The sequence below is a fragment of the Acinetobacter sp. ANC_7634 genome, assembly GCF_056779875.1.
Window position 1 is genome coordinate 108,905 of record NZ_JBWYIT010000007.1, and the last position, 18,383, is coordinate 127,287.

An 18,383-nucleotide genomic window follows, 5' to 3' on the forward strand; every position below is an offset into this window, starting at 1 on the left:
CAACGTGAAAGCTGTTTTTTTGGATCAATTCTCTCTCGATCAGAATGATTTAGATTTTTCGGGGTGGTATCAAGTCTTTGATGAGGTAACATTCTTTGAGCGCACTGATCCAGATCAAGTGCTTGAACGCATTGCGGATGTAGATGTGGTGGTGACCAATAAAGTGGTGATTACGGCAGACATGATGCAACAACGACCGCAGCTTAAATTAATTTTAATTTCAGCCACAGGCACCAATAATGTCGATTTAATCCAAGCAAAAGCTCAAAACATTGTGGTATGTAACTGTCAGGCATATGGTACTGCCGCTGTAGCTCAACATACCATGATGTTGATGCTGAACTTGGCAACGTCTTTTATTCAATATGATCGTGCAGTTCGTGCGGGTGAATGGAATAAAGCATCACAATTCTGTTTATTAGATTTCCCCATTGCTGAATTGAATGGTAAGACCTTAGGGATTTTGGGCTATGGTGAACTTGGTCAAGCCGTAGCGAAATTGGCTGAAGCCTTTGGTATGAAGGTGATTGTGGCTCATTTACCAGGACGACCTGCAGCCGCTGATCGTGTCAGTTTAGAAAGCTTGCTGCGTCAATCAGACTTTATTAGCTTACATTGTCCATTGACTGAAACAACACGCGACTTAATTGATGCAGAAGCATTCAGTCTAATGAAAGAAAGTGCATATTTAATTAATTGTGCTCGTGGTGGCATTGTGAATGAACAAGCATTGGCGGAAGCACTAATCAATCGGAGAATCGCAGGGGCAGCGACTGATGTATTGAGTATAGAACCGCCTCAGCAAGGCAATGTGTTATTGAATTCGGATATCCCTAATCTCATTATTACACCACACAGCGCATGGGGAAGCGTTGAAGCACGTCAACGCATTGTGCAACAAGTACAGGAAAACGCAGCTGCATTTAAGGCGGGTCAACCGATCCGTCAAGTTAACTGAAGTTAAGTAATAAAAAAGGTGCTGTGAGAAGCACCTTTTTTCTTGAAGAGATATAAATAAACTCAACCTAATAAATAAACTCCACTTAGGTTTGAATAAAACGACAGGGTTTAACGTGGGACACCTGCATCACTGTCATCTACAGCTGGACTAGAGGTGGTAGCTCCACTATTAGGTAAAGCAACACTTTGACGCTGAATGGTCGGTTCTGCTTCAGGTGCTTGATTTAGACTTGCTAGCGTGGTGTTGGCTGATTGCGCAGTTTCAAGGGTGACTGAATTTTCTTGAATGGGTAAAGCGACCGATGCAGTAGTTGGAGCAGGTGAGGCTATGGCAGCAGGTGCTGTCGTTGGGTTAGGTTGACTCAAACTGCCTCTTTCGATGGGAACACCACCTGCACCGACGAGGTTCTGTTTAACATGCTGCACAGATTTAACAGTTGTATCTACGCCTTGACGAGCACCGTCACGTAATGCAACCGCTTTTTCATTGGTGAATTCTTTGGTGTTTTGCCAAGCTGAATCGACGGATGGTTTGATTTTAGCAATACCACGCTTGGTCGCATCATCAACGGTATTGGCTGTATTTTGTAAAGTCTCTTGTGCTTTGACTGCAAGTACTTTGGCTAAATTTGGATTGTCACCGTAAGCAGGATTATTGCCTGTTAAAGTAGAGTCTTGAGCAAATGTAGTTGCTGAGCATAGCGTAATACAACTTACCAGCATCGTTTTCATTATATTCATGAAGGATCCTCTTCTCGGTTCTGTATGGGTGGCGCTGTGACTCAATCGCCTCATCTGTACAAAACTTTTGAATTTTTTATCAGTTTTCAAGCAAACTACATGAGCGATGGGGCTGTTTCAATGTTGAAATGTATCTGTAACGTTGTGCTTCGGCAGTTTTAATGATTAAAGCTACAATTTTTATTCATCTTGCATCGCTTAAAGGCTTTTAGGATACAACACTAAATTGTGTGCATTGGATCGTGGACAATAAAATTAAAAGTAAAGTTTATCCTCCGATTCTAAGACAGGTGTTGATCAAACCAATATATTCAACATAAAAAAGTCTGAGCAAGGATTCATGCTCAGACGCTGTCTATAAGAAATCTAAAAATCAATGCTTCAGATATTGAGTCGGGACTTTTGGTAAAACCACGCTGGATGGGTATTGTGAATTCGAATAGATCGAAATCGATCCCAAAAGCGATGAAGTTAAACTTGGTAATGGGGCAACGCCTTTCCATACATCACTGGAAACCACCGAAATTTGAATACGATGTCCTTTAGGAATAAGCGCAGCAGTTGCTGGAATCTCAACATTGACCAAGACTGGCTTGTTTTTTTCTAAAGGCTCAATATCCGATGCTTTAAATGTATGCCAAGGTTGAATCATTTGTCCTTTGATATAACGAGAACGTGATTCGTCAACTTTACGCATGGACGCTGTGATAATACCCGTGCTTAATGTTTTAGCATTGCCCGTTCTTGGGTCCACATCGGATACACGTACGACTAAACCACTGTCTTTAGAGCTGGATGAAATCCACAAGTCAGCTTGCATTGGCCCATTTAAATAATAGTCTTCAGTTAAAGGTACTGAGTTAAAGACCGAAGCAGGAATATTCGCTAAGTTGCTATTTTCCAGACATGGGAACGGTAGGATAGATGTTGCACCAATGAGAACTTGTTCAACGGTACTTGAGCATAAACCGAAAGTTGGTGCTTGTAATAAGTAGTTTTCACCAGAGCTTGACGTTGGTCGATCTTTTGCAAGGTTTCCACGTGTATTTAAGAATAAACGATCAGGTTCTAATGCTACATGCGGCCAATCCGTACTGACGACATAATCTTCATAACCGTGCACCCATTGTGTGACATTAGGTAGAGTTTCAGCGCCAGTGTTGATGCCTTTTAAATATTGATCAAACCATTGAAGTTGCATTTTGTCTAAACGCGGTACATTACCTTTAGGCAAACTTGGGAAAAGTTGCGCTGCTTGAATATGTGCCCAAGGGCCAATGAAGGTTTTAACAGTTGTATGACCTTTTAATGCTTCATGCCAAAGCGGTTCACTGCGTTGGAACAAATCACGTGTTCCCCCGACAATAAAAGTCGGAACTTCAATATTATTGGCTTGTTCTAACAGCGATCTTTCTTGCCAAAAGTCATTATCAAATGCATCAGCTTTGCCTTTTAGAGCATTGGCAAAAAGCGGTATTTGGAATTCTGTACTGTTAATAATTTTGTCGAGTGCGGTCAGTTTTCCAGTAATCGGGTCTTGCACCAAGGTATCAATCGGTAAAGTACCCAACAGTGTAATTAAACTCATCCAAAGTGGAATGAAGTTCGTATTTAGCTGCCCGCCATTGAAAAGAATATCGCGGTACGCATCACCCATAGGTACGATTGGGAACGCTGCCTTGATTGCTGGATGTTGTGTCGCTGCACCCAGCATCGCAGTGATTCCTAAATAAGAAACGCCATATAAGCCGACATTTCCATCAGAGAAGCTTTGTTTACTTGACCAGTCAATAATTTCATAAGCATCTTGTTGTTCGACTTTGCCAAAAGCTTCCCACTTGCCTGTAGAGTTACCTGTTCCGCGAACATCTGCAACGACTGTTGCATAGCCACGTTTCACCATTTCAGGGTCTGCACCACCTGCTATTGCTGAAACCTTACCTGCAACCCCTGCGCTATAGGCCGTTTGAATAACAATCACAGGGAATTTTGCATTGATAGGACGACCTGACTCATCCGCAGGGAGCGTGACATAAGTGGCGATTCGCGTTCCATCACGCATGGTAATCCACTGTGCTGGCAAGGTCACCGACTTAGGATATTCAGCAGGTCGATCATACAATTGCCATTGAGCATTGGCATTGGAAAGTAATGGGACTTGAGGTTGATTCGGAGATTGTCTAGTTCCGAGTCGGGTGTTTTTTAATGCAACGGGAGTACCTGGGAGTGTGACATCTGGGGAGGTCACCGGGTCGGGTTGAGGACTTAAATAGCTTAAGTCTGGTGTCACATTTGGAGTTGGATTAATTGTTTTATTCGCTATGCCAATGGTGGTCGCAAGTATCGTGACACCGATGCCAACAGCAGCATAGAAAGAATTTAGCAACTTCATTACATAATTCCTTTTTGTTTTTCATTTTTTTAGTAGTGCTTGAGTGAAGAATGAAATATGCATAAAGCAAAATCGTTCCATTCATTTTATTTTTATGTCTCCTAATCTGATCAAAAAAGATAATTCAGATTAGGCTTTGATGTTGTATCACTGTTTAGTTTAACTAACAAGTTGGGGTCTTGCTGTTTGTCGGATTGGCAATGATGTTTTGATTAAGTATTTTATTTTTAATATAAAAAAATATTGATTGGGTCAGTTTAAAAAATACAACTGTATATAAATTAATCATAATTTAGAAGATATTTCTTCTATCTGATTTCTAAAGAAAATTATGAATTGTGAGCATTTATGCCAATCAGGAGCTTTTATTGAAACTGTAGAAACTCAGCGCTATGTGAGACTTTCACCTTTATGAAAAAATCGTGATTAATCAAATTTTTTTACTTTGATATCTGAAGCAAAACTGATTTAAGCAAAATATGCGTAGCGTTAAATCAAAGTCATTCCTCTAATAGATGATTTATATTTTTCTTAATCAGAGCACCAAGTTGAGGATCAAATCCATCTACCAAGAATCGGCTAATTAATCCTTCTATTAGTGTGTAAATTAATTCCGATAAGTCTTGTCGGCCCATATTCAAGCAATGTGTTGATATTAATTCTTTTATCCATTGCTTATGATTTTGAGCAACTGAGATTATAGATTTATCGTCTTGGTTCGATTCAGCAACAGCTCTAACGAATAAGCATCCTTTAAAGGAGTCTTGCTGAAACCACTGCATATGCCAATCAAAAATTTTGTTTATTGCAGCAAGATCTTCTGATTTGCCGATATATTGAAACAAACTCTCTTTAAATTTTTCATCACGAGCTTTGAGAACGGATTCAACCAACTGCATCTTATTTTTGTAGTACGTGTACATCGTGGTTTTCGAACACCCTGATTGATCTCGAATTAAGTCTACACCTACGCCAACAAAGCTATTTTGGTTAAATAGTTTTTCTGCTGTATCAAGAATTTTTAATGCTGATTTTGACATCCTTGCAATCCTGAAAATAAAAATAGTACAGATCTGTACTATTTTTATTTTATCTGTATTATGCTTTTAAAACAATATTAAAAAGGCGATATCAGTATGCTTTCAATTTTTGAAGGAAAAGAAAAACTTACTGCTTTTCCTAAACCGCACGAAATGATTCGGAGCTTTATTGGAGGAACAATTAGTATTTTTTTTCTACTTTTGTTGAGTAAATTAACGGGAAATATTTATATCATGGCGCCTTTTGGCGCAACTTGTGTAATTCTTTATGCAGTATCACAGTCGCCATTAGCTCAACCTAGAAATGTGATTTTTGGTCATTTTATTTCTGCTTTTATCGGTCTATTTTTTCTTAAATTCTTTCCTGATTCGATTTTGACTGTAGCTTTATCAGTTGGGTGTGCGATTGCCTTAATGCAATTTTTTAGATGTGTGCATCCCCCAGCTGGAGCAAATCCATTGGTCATTTTATTAACAGCAGATTCAATCAGCTATGGATGGAATTTCCTCATATTTCCTGTGCTTTTAGGATCTGTGGCTTTAGTAGTGATTGCGATGGTTGTGAATAATATTAAACCTAATCATAAATGGCCACTTTACGGTTTAGGTATAATCAAATCCAAGCCATGATTGAAATTTGCATCATTCTTTTTTTAATCTTATGTGAAAATACCTGAGATAGCCTTTCACTCAAACCTATCTTTTGTGAGACTTTGCACTGGTCGAGTCACTTTATACTCCCCACGTATAAAAAAAGCACAGTTGGTTTTAGCCAATTGTGCTGTTGTAGTTCATGAGTGATCAGATGAATGGTTTTTTAGAGTCTTAGAAATGTTCACATTGTTGAAGATTTTTCGTTTTAAAGTGGTTTTTTAGCGCGTTGAAGTTGGATTTTTTCACCGAATCTTGAATATCAAATACGGTTTGTTTGTTTTCGACATCAGCATCTAAATTTGAATGAGCCGAAATCAGTTGCTCTCCTTGGAAGAACCAGTATTCAGTGGCTTTACCTGTTTCAAAGTTGCCTGTAAATTCGATGAGGCAGTTGTCTTTTTGTTTAATGAGGCGAGCAATATTGTGTTGAGTTTCAGGTTCTACAGCAATGTTTTTATGTTGTTCTAATACGATAGGGGTATTTGGATTTGATGGAGCTGTTGAGCAAGCGCTAACAAATACAGCGATAAGAGAAATAAATACCGTTCCTTGGAATTTCATAGGATTGTTTCTTGTTGAGTATTGTTAGGTTGAGTATATGGAATATATAGGGAGATGCCTATATTTTTTGAGATGAAGTGCTAAGTTGTATGGTTTGATTTTTTTCAGTATGTGGTTGTATAAAAGCACCAAAATAATAATCGTGATAGAACTGGAAAAATCTAGCCAAAAGCGACGTTGAACGCCTGAAAATACCAAAATTTCGGTGATGACTGGTGGAAGAGTCTCAATAATTAGGGGAGAGTAAGGTTCTTATTTTCATCCTGAATTCATTTTTTGCATATTACTTTTAATACTTTATTTTGGTTTTTTGGCAGATTGATTGAGTGATCTTTATTTAAAAAAACGGAGTGGATTTACCTAAACGTGAGAATAGTGTCTAGTTTGTAATGTGAGTAATTGAGGTTTTAAGTGATTTAAATCTTCATTCAAGCCAAATTTTTTAGCTAAAGGATCGACTAATTTTTTTGTGTCTTCAACACTAGAAGAATATTGAACATTCAATGCTTGTGAAAAAGATTTAAGCTGTTGCCTTCTGTATACACTAGAGCAGGAGTATCTTCTAAATTTTTCGAGTAAAAAAACAAGACGACGCTTTTCTAGAGGATTAAGATTTGCGGTGACGGAAGGTAGAAACTCTGAATAGAGTAATGCTTCAGCCACAGGTCGAACCTCTGCAAATGTTGCAGATGTTAATGGACGTTTTAATAGTTTTTTCAAAGCATTTTCAAAGTCTGCTTGATCCATACAATTAATCTCTGAGTTCTGACAATATTGAAATCATGTAGTTGATGTTAGATTCTAACTGTTGCGGAGTTGCATAGTAATCCATAGCATTATTCGCTGATTTTTCAAATTCTTCAAGTGTGAACTTATTTCGAAGAAAGAGCTCTTTAATATCCTCGATATCTCGATCAGATAGGCGAGCTAACTTCGAGACAGCTAGGTCTAGGCCTGACACTAAATAAACCTCAACTACCTTTCCTGTCACGAGCGGAATTATACGTTTATCATAGTCAGGATCAATGGATGCTAAACTAGTATTGAATCCGGGATCAAATTCTAGATTAGTTTCAAGGTTATCGTTATCTACATATTCAACATCATTACTTTTTAAAAATAATAATATATCCTCCTTACGTAACTGCTTAATAGCTTGAATTTCTGCATCTATATCATTACTACCACGAGCATTTGTATGAATGTGAAAAGCACACCCACCAAAAATAAATGCTTTAACTGCACCATTAGGTAAATCAGAGTAGTTTTCTACTATCCAATTTTCGAGCTCTGAGAAGAGCTCGAAAATTGCTAGAGCAATTGGAGAATCACTATAAATGGTCATGTTAGTGCTGTAACACTGAAATATCTGCTACTTTCGTAAACAAGTCACGTAGTTGAGCAAGCAAGCGTAGACGATTAGCTTTCAACTTCTCATCGTCTGCCATGACCATTACACCATCAAAGAACGCATCTACAGGCGCACGAAGTGCAGCAAGAGCAGATAACGCTGCAGTATAGTCTTTCGCAGCAAATAATGGCTCAACGACTGGTGTAACTTTAGCAAGTTCAGCGAACAATGCTTTCTCAGCATCTTCAACCAAGTTTGCTTCAACCACAGCGCCTTCAGGTGCAGCTTCTTTCGCAAGAATGTTAGCAACACGCTTGTTGGCAGCAGCAAGCGCAGCCGCTTCAGGCAATGCACGGAAGTGATTTACCGCATTTACACGCTTATCAAAATCAAGTGGTGATTTTGGTGACAACGCTTGAACCGCTTGAATCACATCTACAGCTACGCCTTGGTCTTCGTATTTGGCACGGTAACGACCTTCAAGGAATGCAACAGCATCATTTAGTGTCTTATCATGATCTTTCAATACATCGCCATAAGCAGCAAGTGCAAGTTTGATCAAATCTTCAATCGAGACATCAAGCTCGTTTTCAGTCACTAAACGTAAAATACCAATTGCAGAACGACGAAGCGCAAACGGGTCTTTAGAACCTGTCGGCGCTTGACCAATACCGAAAATACCCGTCAAGGTATCTAAACGGTCAGCAAGGGCAATCGTTGTACCTGTTTTAGTTTTTGGTAAAACGTCACCAGCAAACTTCGGTAAGTATTGCTCACCTAAAGACTCAGCCACTTCGTCATTTTCACCTTCAAGACGTGCGTAGTAAGTTCCCGCAATCCCTTGAAGTTCAGGAAATTCACCCACTAATTCAGACGTTAGGTCACATTTTGCAAGAAGCGCAGCTTTTTCAGCATCTTCCGCTTTTGCACCAGTGATAGGCGCGAGTGCTACAGCGAGTTTTGCAATACGTTCAGACTTATTCCAAAGCGTACCCAATTCTGCTTGGAAGACCATGTTCGCAAGTTTCTCTTTACGAGAAGCAAGCGGTTGTTTTTGGTCTTGTAAGAAGAAGAATTCAGCATCTGACAAACGTGGACGAACTACTTTTTCGTTACCTTCAATAATTTGTGTCGGGTCTTTCGACTCAATATTTGACACAGTAATGAAGTACGGTTGTAGTTTATTGTCGCTATTTACTAAGCAGAAGTACTTTTGGTTGTCCTGCATTGTTGTGATGAGTGCTTCTTGAGGAACAGCAAGGAAGCGTTCTTCGAAGCTTGCACGAAGCGCAACAGGCCATTCAACCAGTGCAGTCACTTCGTCACGTAAGTCGCTAGGTACAATCGCAATCGCATTTACTTCATCAGCTAAAGCTTTGACTTGACCGTCAATGATTGCTTGACGCTCTTCAAAGTTTGCCACAACGTAAGCCGCTTTTAACTTCGCTAAGTATTCATCAGCATGCGTTAAAGTAATTGCTTCAGGTGCATGGAAACGATGACCGAAAGTGACGTTGCCTGCTTTGTGATCTTGAATTGTTGCATCAACCACATCGTTGTCTTTAAGCAATACCACCCATTTTACAGGACGTACGAACTCAGTACGGCTTGCCGCAGAACGCATACGTTTCGCAATTGGAAGATTGTCCAATGCATTTTGTAAAATTTGTGGAAGTAAAGCATCAAGGCTTTGACCTTTCACGTCTTTTAAGTAGCAAACTTTTTCAACTTTACCTGCTTGGAAAGTCGAGATTTGATCAACCGTAATGCCTTGACCACGCATAAAGCCTTCAAGCGCTTTAGTTGGGTTACCTTCAGCATCAAACGCTGCTTGTTTCGCAGGGCCATCAAAACGTTTTTGCGTGTCCGCTTGCGCGCCATCAACGTTTACGATTTTAAGGGCAAGACGACGTGGTGCTGCATAGGCTTCGATCGAGTCGAATGCAAGACCTGCATCTTTTAAGCCTTTTACAGTTTCAGCTTGCAGTGCATCACGTAATTTTTTTAAGCTTTTTGGTGGAAGTTCTTCACAACCTAATTCGAACAAAACGGTATGTTTAGACATTATTTGCTCTCCTCAGATTTTGCTTCTGCTTCAACTTGTGCCTTTAACTGTGCCAATACTTCATCACGTAATGCTGGTTCTGCCATTGGGAAACCAAGTTCCGCACGTGCAGCCACATAAGCATTTGCAATTGAACGCGCTAATGTGCGTACACGTAAGATATAACGCTGACGTTCTGTCACAGAAATCGCACCACGCGCATCGAGTAAGTTAAAGCTATGCGACGCTTTAACCACTTGCTCATACGCAGGAAGTGGAAGTTTTGCTTCGATTAAACGTGTTGCTTCAGTTTCATAGAAGTCGAAGAGTTCAAACAGTTTATCAACAGGTGCGTATTCAAAATTATAAGTGGATTGTTCAACTTCATTTTGATGGAATACATCACCATAAGTCACTGTACCAAACTGACCTTTAGTCCAAACCAAATCGTAAACTGAGTCTACACCTTGCAAGTACATTGCAAGACGCTCTAAGCCGTAAGTGATTTCTCCAGTAACAGGGTAGCACTCAACACCACCGACTTGTTGGAAGTAAGTGAACTGAGTCACTTCCATGCCGTTTAACCATACTTCCCAACCTAAGCCCCACGCGCCAAGCGTTGGAGATTCCCAGTTGTCTTCTACGAAACGAATATCGTGTACCAAGGGATCAATTCCGATCGCTTTAAGCGAGTCAAGATACAACTGTTGGATGTTGTCTGGGTTTGGCTTAAGTACCACTTGGAATTGGTAGTAGTGTTGCAAACGGTTTGGGTTTTCACCATAACGACCGTCTTTCGGACGACGTGATGGTTGAACGTATGCAGCATTCCAAGTTTCAGGCCCTAATGCGCGTAGGAAAGTTGCAGTGTGGAATGTACCTGCACCCATTTCCATGTCGTAAGGCTGTAACACGACGCAGCCTTGCTCCGCCCAGTAGTTTTGTAAGGCAAGAATTAAGCCTTGGAAAGTATCAATATGCGATATGGCGCGACTCATGGTCTTCCACTTAAAATTAGAGAAAAATTGCGCTCAATTATAAGGACTTTAGCAGGGAGTGGCAAAGGTTAGTCCATAAATTTGTGCGGCCAACTCAATTGCTAAAAAGTTTGCATACTTGGAGCAGAACGACATTTGTAGTGTTCTTTCCTAGATGTCGAAGTTTTTAATCAGATGGCATGAAATAAACCTCAGTTGATTTCATTTTTACTTTAATTTTTGGCATCTCATTGGGAATATTCCATCGGAGATAATGAATAAATCTTTGAATCTCTGTATCACTATGCTATAAATGTTATGTTATAACATTTCAAGTGTAATGTATTGTCATAATAAGAGATGATCTCCATGAAAAACCAATTACCAAAGATCAGCATTTTGCTTTCAGCTATTTTACTGACAGCTTGTGGTGGTAGTGATAACAACAAATCAAATCAGAATAATCCGCCTGAAAAACCAACAACTGTGGTAAATCAAGAGGGGAGACTTTTGATCATCAATGATCAAGTCGATCGACCAGAATTGAGTTTATTCGATTTAGAACAGCAAAAAGTCATCGATGTTAAACAACTGAAGACGATGCCATTTGCGTTACATAGCAGTCCCAGTTCACGTTATGGCATCTTGATGGATCGAGTTGGTGGCACTGTTAATTTTTATGACAGCGGTTTAAGTGATAAGGGAACTGCTTCACCTCAGTTATTGAACTTCCAACTCAATGGTGCTGCACCTACGCATTATCGGAATTTTAATGGTCAGGCTGCTATTTTTTATGATGGTAGCGAGACTGAAACATCAAAATTTGATGTATTTACAGATGCAGGAATCGCTTCAAAAAATGTGGCATCGCAAAAGCTGCCATTTAAACATCATGGTGTAGCTGAACCGTTGGGTGAGTATGTATTGAGTTCATATTCAGGATCAGGCGAAACATTAGCAAGTGTGGTGAGAAATTACGAACTGCATGGTGATCATTTCCATGGTCAAAATAATTTAGAAAATACGTGTCCAGGTTTGCACGGGGCTTCATCGGTTAAAGGTTATAGTGCATTTGGCTGTGAAGACGGCGTATTGCTTGTCGAGCATGGTGTTGCAGGTCTTTTTAAAGACTCGAAGATTAAGTTGGACGTTCGTATTGGTACAGTCGTTGGTCAAGCCAATGCGCAAGAGCTAGTTGGATTGGCATCCGCTACACCTGATTTATTCATTATCAATGGTGCAAATAAGTTGGTTCAACAAATTCCATGGACTGAGAAAGATACCAATGTGAAACGTCTTCAGCAGACGTATAGCCAATCTGGCGATTATTTCGTGATACTCGATTCATTGGGGCAATTGGTGATTTTAGATACTGAGTCTTGGACAGTGAAACATCGTATTCAAGTGATTGAGCAAGGTTCAGAAGCGATAGAGAAGGCAGCGCTGATTGCGCATGGTCAGCAAGATCGTGTTTTCATCAATAATGTGGTGACGAAACAGATTCATGAGATTGATTTGAAATCGGCCAAGATTGAACGCAGTATCAAGCTAGATGCCGTACCACAAAAATTCACTTGGTTGGGTGTTGCAAAATAAATAAAAGACTGGCTTTGAATCGACAAGAAAAAAGCACGATATCGTGCTTTTTTCTTTTTTGAACATTTTTTAAATTAGCTAAAGAACCAATAGATAAATAGTGACACAATGAAAATACACATTATATTCAGGACGAATCCGACTTTCATCATTTCAGACTGTTGAATATGTCCGGTACCAAATACGATGGCATTTGGTGGTGTCGCAACAGGAAGCATAAATGCACAAGAAGCACCAATGCCGATCACAATAACTAAAATTTCCTTGGGCATACCCATTTGATCGGCAATCGCTGCAAAGACTGGTACTAACAGTGCAGCAGATGCAGTGTTACTGGTGAATTCAGTCAAGAAGATAATGAACGTAGCAACGACGAAAATAATGAGGAGTGGGGAGGCATCACCAAAGGCATTGGCTAGGGTTTGACCAAGCACCAATGAACTGCCTGAATCTTTTAAAATTGCACTGAGGGTTAAACCACCGCCAAATAAAAATAAAACGCCCCAATCCGTATTTTCAGCGACTTGTTTCCATGTTGCAGTACCGATAATCACGACCAAGCATGCTGCTAACACAGCAATCCAGGTATCAGGTTGAGTGATACCAAAAGTATCGGTGAGCTTTTTACTGAAGATCCAAGCGATAGCTGTGCAGACAAACAATATCATTGTTGCAATTCGAGTTCCTGTCCAAGGGATATCCTCAGTCACAAATTGGACTTTATGGTTGAGCTTAGGTCTAAGTACCAGATAGAGACTCAAGAGCATGGCAGGTAAAATGAGCATCATCATCGGTAAACCGATTTTCATCCAATCTGCAAAATCATAGTCTAAAGCCTTAGCCGCGATTGCATTTGGTGGAGAGCCAACCATGGTCCCTAAGCCACCAATACTTGCAGAATAGGCAATACCTAACAGGATAAAAACAAATGTTTTTCGATCTCGACTGACATCTAAATGTGAAAGTAAACCAAGGGCAAGTGGAAGCATCATTGCTGCAGTCGCCGTATTTGAAATCCACATAGATAAAAGTGCTGTTACAGCAAAAATCGCTATTACAGAGATGCCGAGATGACCACCAGACATAGAGATGATCCACATCGCAATTTTTTTATCGAGCTTTTGAATATGCAGCGCGGTCGCTAATGCGAAGCCACCAAAAAATAAAAAAATCACAGGATCTGCAAATGTAGCTAATGCCGCTTGTGTTGTGATTGGTATAAGCTCATCGCCTTTAGCCATAGGCATCGCGAGAAGAACCGCGAGTACGGGTACCAATAGGGCGGTAATCGTGATATGGATGGCCTCAGTCAGCCATAAAATGCCGATAAAGCAAAGTAATGCCAACCCTTTATTGGCGTTTTCATCATAGGGTAAGACTTGATAGAGTCCATAAGAAATAAAAGCGGCGATCAGTATCAACACCCAACCTTTGATGAGCCCTTTTGGCATCATGTTGGTTGGGGTCGCGAGTTGTTCCGTCATATTCGCTCCTTTTGAATGTCGCTATAGGTTTTATAGTTGCATGTATTAAACTTCTTAATTCTGAAGAATGAATATCCTTATCACTTTTCAAAATATACTATTTAAACAATGAAATCGATTGTTCTAATAAATTATAGCTTTGCCACAGGGCTTGAATACCGAGCAAAAGTACTAGGATCAATACTGTATTTTTAAAAAACTGTTGAGAGATGTGTTGCCTGATCCGTCCTCCGATCCATACCCCAAATATTGCAAAAACACAGATCAACATGACTAAAAGTTGTTGATGCTTATCAATATTGACCAAAATTGGGTAAAGTAGAAGGAGTTGTATCAATTTGCTGGCGATAAAGCTTAAATTACTCACGATCACAATATCGGTTTTACTCAGCTGACAGCTGAGTAAATACATCATTAGAAATGGTGCCATTGCATTGGTAGAACCACCGATAATGCCTGCTAACAGACCGAATATCAGCATATTGAGCACTGACGGGCTGACGGTGAATGAATGTTGTCGTAATTGATCAATCACATACAGTACCATCACCATGCCAAGTAAAAGCTTTAAATAACCTTCATTGAGCCACAATAAAAGTTTCACCCCAAGCAGACTGCCAACTAAGCTACTTAGAATAAGGGGAAAAAATCTTATGCTGTAGTGTTGAATGCTCTGCCATATTGAATACTGAGGGTGAGCAGTTAGCAGAATTAAATTTAAAATGAGACAGGGAAGAATGACCAAAGTGACAGCGAGGCTGAGCGGGAGTTGAGTAGAGAGTACGGCGGTACTCATCATGGGAAAGCCGAAACCGCTCAGGCCATGTAATAATGCGGCCAGTGCGCATAGCCACAATACCATCCATTCCGACTGTGCCATTGATTGTCCATATTTATTGTTTTGTTCAAGTTAGCGCTATTTTGAGAAAGATGCAAAATGAGAATAAAAAAAACACGATAATTGGGGGAAATTATCGTGTTAAAAAACTCACCCGAGGTTGTGTGGGTGATTGAGGGTAAACTCAAGTTAAAGCGGAGATCTGTCCTGATGTACAGTGCGCATTGGACGATCATAAGTATTTGAATGTTCGTGCTGAACTTTATTTTTTGGCATCACTAACCAAAGCACTAAGTACACTAAAATTCCTGGAAATGCAGCGCTCATCACTGACACTAGAACAAAAATAATTCGTAATAAATTCGCATTCCAACCAAAACGTTCAGCAATACCGCCCATCACACCAGCAATCATGTTAGAGCGGTTTGAGCGATATAAACCAACATTGGCCATTGAGTTCTCCTTTAGAACCTAAAATAGTCATGAAATAGACTTCGCAATTTTTCTTTAACGTTTGTCTATACATTTTATATGGAGAATAATTTTTAGTTTTAAAGGAGATTATTCAAAAAATATCGTAATTTTATGTAATGAAAAAGATAAAACCTTGATGTGGTATAGGTTCTGCATAAATAGTCAGATCAGTCTAATACTTGTATATCCCTATTTTATAAGGATAATATTTTTATACATCGCAATTTATGAAATGGCTCAAGATATAAAATGATGAATTTAAATTTTAAAGTTCATTCAATCTCAATGTTCAGCATTATCGCCATCATGAATATTGCACTTGCGGCATGTAGCCAGAATGAATCGCCACATATTGAACACATCAGCCAAATTCATGAGTCGCATACGCCTGAGTCTTCTAACTCATTAACGAATGTCGCAGGTAAGGCACGGCCTCCAGTTCAAGAGAATGCGGATACAACACCGCAGTCTGTTGCTAAAGAATGGCAGCAATTTGTAGGTCGTTACCAAACCACCATGCAATGTGATGATGGCTTTGCTCGTTGTGATAAGGGTGAAGCTGAGTTTATTATCAATTTATTGGCTGATGGCACAGCTCATCGTATTTTTATGCATCGTGGTAAGGTTGAATTTACAACGCAACGTCAATATCGCCAAGATCGTTGGTTGTATGATCCGCATCACCATCAAATCATTATTTTGAGAGAGAGTGGGGTTCAGTTTTTTTACGATTTGGATGAGCAGGGTAATATGGTCATGGATCTTGATAAAATTGCCAATGCAACGGAAGTGAACCAAACTTTCTTTAAAGACAATCCGCTACCGTCACGTGCATATACTTTGCAACGTCAAAAGCTTTGAAGATATAAGAATTGATCCTCTATGAGGGTAGCTTGTATTAAATTGCAGGCAATAAAAAAGCCTTTCAAGATGAAAGGCTTTTTTAAGAATCTGGTGGGTCGTCCGCGACTCGAACGCGGGACCAACGGATTAAAAGTCCGCTGCTCTACCAACTGAGCTAACGACCCATAGGGGTTTCAAAATAAGTGGTGGGTCGTCCGCGACTCGAACGCGGGACCAACGGATTAAAAGTCCGCTGCTCTACCAACTGAGCTAACGACCCATCTCGTTTTGATGTTGCGTATTTTAGCAAGTTATTTGAGTAGCGCAAGTAAAAAATATAAAACTTTGTTACGTTTGGCTAGAAATGACACAATTTCGTGTTTTATAGCCAAAAAACAATCGATTTTAGCTTAAAAGCGATATTTATACTGTTCAATATTTTTCAGAATCTCTTCATTTAAATCGCAATATGCATCTTCATTTGGTAATAAAACCAAAATACGATCTGAAGTTTTGTCTGGAAAATAAGCTTCTTCCTTTAACTTACTCTTTTGATATTTAAATGTTCCTGTGGTTTCGAGTGTTTTCTGTACACGTAAGAACACTGGAACCGCATAGCTTGGCAAAGACTTCTTAAAGAACTGAGCCATATCGGATAAATCTTGCTCATTTAGTTCAGCACCTTCTGCTAAAGTGATGGCTGCCATACCTGCACGACCGTTAGTATTTGGAATCTCAACGCCGTATACCACTGCTTCTGTGATCTTTTCATAATCACTACAAATATTTTCAACTTCAGTTGTAGAGACATTCTCACCTTTCCAGCGGAAGGTATCACCGAGACGGTCAACAAATTGAGCATGGCGGCACCCGATATCTCGCACGAGGTCACCTGTGATGAAATAAGAATCTCCTTTGGTAAAAACATCATGCATGATCGAGGATTTATTCTTTTCTGGATCGGTATAACCATCAAATGGCGAGCGATTGGTAATTTTACCAATCAATAAGCCTGTTTCACCTTTTTTGACTTTAATACAATGACCTTTTGCATCACGAATAGGAGCTTCTTTTTCCTTGTCATATTGGATAATGGCATAAGGAATAGGAGAGAAACCTACGGTGTTGTCGAAGTTTAAAATATTGGAAAAGCCGACATTGCCTTCACTTGAAGCATAAAGTTCGAGTACTTCTTCAATGCCAAAGCGAGTTTTAAATTTATCCCAAATATTTGGACGCATGCCGTTACCAATCATCTTGGTGACGCGATGATTGCGATCTTGGTGTGATTCAGGTGCATCTAGAAGATAGCGACATAGCTCACCAACATAACCAATTGCTGATGCATTAAATTTTTGAACATCTTTCCAAAAAGAAGAGGTTGAGAACTTACGACGAATCGCTAGTGTCGAACTACCAGCAATTACACCACACCAGCACACTACCATGCCTGTAGCATGATAAAGCGGTAAAGTGACATACATAACGTCATCTTTATTTAGATTGAGGACATGACCATATGTGCCATACGCTAACATCCAACGACTATTGGTAAAGACTACGGCTTTTGGTAAACCTGTTGTGCCAGACGTATAGATGTAGAATAATCCGTCAGCACCAGTCACCTTATGTGTTTCAGCTAGATTATCTTTAGATTCAGATAAAATTTCTTGTGCAAGATTATGATAGCCTTCAGGTGCTTGACCAGCATTTTGGCGTGTATTTTGATCAGCAAACCAATAGAGCTTATCTTTTGCGACAGTCAATTGTTCGCGTACTTCATCTACAGCTTCACGGCATTCTTCACCGACAATTACGCCGATTGGTTTAACCAAATTAATACTATGGGTAAGTACCTTACCTGTTTGAGACGTATTGACGAGCGCTGAAACAACCCCAATTTTTGCAAGACCAATGACGGTGGCAATAAGTTCACTACGGTTTTCAACAATCACCGCAATCACATCACCTTTTTTTGCACCCTTAGCGATGTAGTAGTGTGCAATTTGGTTTGCCCAATCATTTAGTTGTTGGTAGGTATATTTCTGATCTTCACATAACAGCGCAATACCTTGAGGATTTTTTTGCGCTGCACGCTCAAAAGCGAGGGCAAGACCTGCTGGCGTTTTAGGGGTACGTAAATAAGCCTGTTTGAGCCCGACAAGAATATTTGGCAACTTCGTGACCAAATGTGGGAGTCGTGCTGCTACGTCTTTGATTCCAATGAGATCGTTTTGATAAGTCTGGCTCATACTGGTCCTATTTTTTGTGATATTCCGTTTAGTCTTTAATTTTTCGCAAGTTTTTTACTTGGTTTTGTCACTGAATATCTTATCCATTTTGAAAAAATGATCAATTCTGAACAGGATTTTTCAGTCAAAACTTTAAAGACCATAACAAAAAAACCTAGCCACCGTAATGACTAGGT

General features: G+C 39.7%; 16 protein-coding genes and 2 tRNA genes. 4 read left to right on the forward strand and 14 right to left on the reverse strand.

Annotated elements, in window-relative coordinates; genetic code table 11:
* Positions 1-4: 4 nt before the first annotated feature.
* Entirely contained in the window at positions 5-958 is a 954-nt protein-coding gene (locus tag AC1M9A_RS09020) for a 2-hydroxyacid dehydrogenase (protein ID WP_180028624.1), read from the forward strand.
* A 110-nt stretch (positions 959-1,068) separates the two neighbouring features.
* Here AC1M9A_RS09020 and AC1M9A_RS09025 read toward each other — a convergent pair whose 3' ends face one another.
* The 3 genes from AC1M9A_RS09025 to AC1M9A_RS09035 all read right to left on the reverse strand — a co-directional run bounded on the left by AC1M9A_RS09025 (position 1,069) and on the right by AC1M9A_RS09035 (position 5,133).
* Entirely contained in the window at positions 1,069-1,701 is a 633-nt protein-coding gene (locus tag AC1M9A_RS09025) for a hypothetical protein (protein WP_481610062.1), read from the reverse strand.
* A 373-nt stretch (positions 1,702-2,074) separates the two neighbouring features.
* Positions 2,075-4,093: a CocE/NonD family hydrolase gene (locus AC1M9A_RS09030; RefSeq protein ID WP_481610063.1), complete on the reverse strand. Its 2,019-nt coding sequence runs from the start codon at positions 4,091-4,093 to the stop codon at positions 2,075-2,077.
* Positions 4,094-4,593: 500 nt separating this feature from the next.
* A complete protein-coding gene (locus AC1M9A_RS09035; RefSeq protein ID WP_481610064.1) occupies positions 4,594-5,133 on the reverse strand; it encodes a TetR/AcrR family transcriptional regulator in 540 nt (179 codons plus the stop codon).
* A 96-nt stretch (positions 5,134-5,229) separates the two neighbouring features.
* Between AC1M9A_RS09035 and AC1M9A_RS09040 the strand changes: the two genes are divergently transcribed.
* The gene (locus AC1M9A_RS09040; protein ID WP_481610065.1) at positions 5,230-5,763 is read left to right on the forward strand and encodes an HPP family protein; all 534 of its coding nucleotides are present in this window, start codon (positions 5,230-5,232) and stop codon (positions 5,761-5,763) included.
* 195 nt (positions 5,764-5,958) lie between these two features.
* On the opposite strand, the gene AC1M9A_RS09045 is transcribed toward AC1M9A_RS09040, so the two are convergent.
* The 5 genes from AC1M9A_RS09045 to glyQ form a co-directional block, all read right to left on the reverse strand.
* Complete coding sequence (locus AC1M9A_RS09045; RefSeq protein WP_481610066.1) at positions 5,959-6,348, reverse strand: hypothetical protein; 390 nt, start codon at positions 6,346-6,348, stop codon at positions 5,959-5,961.
* A 360-nt stretch (positions 6,349-6,708) separates the two neighbouring features.
* Positions 6,709-7,095 carry a hypothetical protein gene (locus AC1M9A_RS09050; RefSeq protein ID WP_481610067.1) on the reverse strand — a complete coding sequence of 129 codons (387 nt, stop codon included), beginning with the start codon at positions 7,093-7,095 and terminating at the stop codon, positions 6,709-6,711.
* A 4-nt stretch (positions 7,096-7,099) separates the two neighbouring features.
* Positions 7,100-7,693, reverse strand: coding sequence for a DUF6036 family nucleotidyltransferase (locus AC1M9A_RS09055; RefSeq protein WP_481610068.1), 594 nt, complete (start codon positions 7,691-7,693; stop codon positions 7,100-7,102).
* 1 nt (position 7,694) lies between these two features.
* Entirely contained in the window at positions 7,695-9,764 is a 2,070-nt protein-coding gene (gene glyS / locus AC1M9A_RS09060) for a glycine--tRNA ligase subunit beta (RefSeq protein WP_481610069.1), read from the reverse strand.
* On the reverse strand, positions 9,764-10,741 hold the full coding sequence (glyQ, locus tag AC1M9A_RS09065; protein WP_035264216.1) for a glycine--tRNA ligase subunit alpha: 978 nt from the start codon (positions 10,739-10,741) through the stop codon (positions 9,764-9,766). The genes glyS and glyQ overlap by 1 nt, the downstream gene beginning before the upstream one ends.
* Positions 10,742-11,089: 348 nt before the next feature.
* Here glyQ and AC1M9A_RS09070 point away from each other — a divergent pair, with 348 nt between their 5' ends.
* Positions 11,090-12,316, forward strand: coding sequence for a hypothetical protein (locus AC1M9A_RS09070; RefSeq protein WP_481596196.1), 1,227 nt, complete (start codon positions 11,090-11,092; stop codon positions 12,314-12,316).
* A 74-nt stretch (positions 12,317-12,390) separates the two neighbouring features.
* On the opposite strand, the gene AC1M9A_RS09075 is transcribed toward AC1M9A_RS09070, so the two are convergent.
* The 3 genes from AC1M9A_RS09075 to AC1M9A_RS09085 form a co-directional block, all read right to left on the reverse strand.
* Entirely contained in the window at positions 12,391-13,800 is a 1,410-nt protein-coding gene (locus AC1M9A_RS09075) for an SLC13 family permease (protein WP_481610070.1), read from the reverse strand.
* A gap of 97 nt (positions 13,801-13,897) precedes the next feature.
* Positions 13,898-14,680, reverse strand: coding sequence for a sulfite exporter TauE/SafE family protein (locus AC1M9A_RS09080; RefSeq protein ID WP_481610071.1), 783 nt, complete (start codon positions 14,678-14,680; stop codon positions 13,898-13,900).
* Between the two features lie 147 nt (positions 14,681-14,827).
* Entirely contained in the window at positions 14,828-15,091 is a 264-nt protein-coding gene (locus tag AC1M9A_RS09085; protein WP_179998741.1) for a PspC domain-containing protein, read from the reverse strand.
* Between the two features lie 270 nt (positions 15,092-15,361).
* Here AC1M9A_RS09085 and AC1M9A_RS09090 point away from each other — a divergent pair, with 270 nt between their 5' ends.
* A complete protein-coding gene (locus AC1M9A_RS09090) occupies positions 15,362-15,973 on the forward strand; it encodes a hypothetical protein (protein ID WP_481610072.1) in 612 nt (203 codons plus the stop codon).
* Between the two features lie 91 nt (positions 15,974-16,064).
* Here the strand turns inward: AC1M9A_RS09090 and AC1M9A_RS09095 are convergent.
* From AC1M9A_RS09095 to AC1M9A_RS09105, 3 genes are all read right to left on the reverse strand, one after another.
* A tRNA-Lys gene (locus tag AC1M9A_RS09095) sits at positions 16,065-16,140 on the reverse strand.
* Between the two features lie 19 nt (positions 16,141-16,159).
* Positions 16,160-16,235 (reverse strand) — tRNA-Lys (locus AC1M9A_RS09100).
* 130 nt (positions 16,236-16,365) lie between these two features.
* A complete protein-coding gene (locus tag AC1M9A_RS09105; RefSeq protein WP_481610073.1) occupies positions 16,366-18,207 on the reverse strand; it encodes a long-chain-acyl-CoA synthetase in 1,842 nt (613 codons plus the stop codon).
* Positions 18,208-18,383 lie beyond the last annotated feature (176 nt).

Coding starts and splice junctions, on each gene's coding strand:
- AC1M9A_RS09025 (WP_481610062.1), bottom strand. CDS start 1,701: ATGAATATAATGAAAACGATGCTGGTAAGTTGTATTACGCTATGCTCA.
- AC1M9A_RS09030 (WP_481610063.1), bottom strand. CDS start 4,093: ATGAAGTTGCTAAATTCTTTCTATGCTGCTGTTGGCATCGGTGTCACG.
- AC1M9A_RS09035 (WP_481610064.1), bottom strand. CDS start 5,133: ATGTCAAAATCAGCATTAAAAATTCTTGATACAGCAGAAAAACTATTT.
- AC1M9A_RS09040 (WP_481610065.1), top strand. CDS start 5,230: ATGCTTTCAATTTTTGAAGGAAAAGAAAAACTTACTGCTTTTCCTAAA.
- AC1M9A_RS09045 (WP_481610066.1), bottom strand. CDS start 6,348: ATGAAATTCCAAGGAACGGTATTTATTTCTCTTATCGCTGTATTTGTT.
- AC1M9A_RS09050 (WP_481610067.1), bottom strand. CDS start 7,095: ATGGATCAAGCAGACTTTGAAAATGCTTTGAAAAAACTATTAAAACGT.
- AC1M9A_RS09055 (WP_481610068.1), bottom strand. CDS start 7,693: ATGACCATTTATAGTGATTCTCCAATTGCTCTAGCAATTTTCGAGCTC.
- glyS (WP_481610069.1), bottom strand. CDS start 9,764: ATGTCTAAACATACCGTTTTGTTCGAATTAGGTTGTGAAGAACTTCCA.
- glyQ (WP_035264216.1), bottom strand. CDS start 10,741: ATGAGTCGCGCCATATCGCATATTGATACTTTCCAAGGCTTAATTCTT.
- AC1M9A_RS09070 (WP_481596196.1), top strand. CDS start 11,090: ATGAAAAACCAATTACCAAAGATCAGCATTTTGCTTTCAGCTATTTTA.
- AC1M9A_RS09075 (WP_481610070.1), bottom strand. CDS start 13,800: ATGACGGAACAACTCGCGACCCCAACCAACATGATGCCAAAAGGGCTC.
- AC1M9A_RS09080 (WP_481610071.1), bottom strand. CDS start 14,680: ATGGCACAGTCGGAATGGATGGTATTGTGGCTATGCGCACTGGCCGCA.
- AC1M9A_RS09085 (WP_179998741.1), bottom strand. CDS start 15,091: ATGGCCAATGTTGGTTTATATCGCTCAAACCGCTCTAACATGATTGCT.
- AC1M9A_RS09090 (WP_481610072.1), top strand. CDS start 15,362: ATGATGAATTTAAATTTTAAAGTTCATTCAATCTCAATGTTCAGCATT.
- AC1M9A_RS09105 (WP_481610073.1), bottom strand. CDS start 18,207: ATGAGCCAGACTTATCAAAACGATCTCATTGGAATCAAAGACGTAGCA.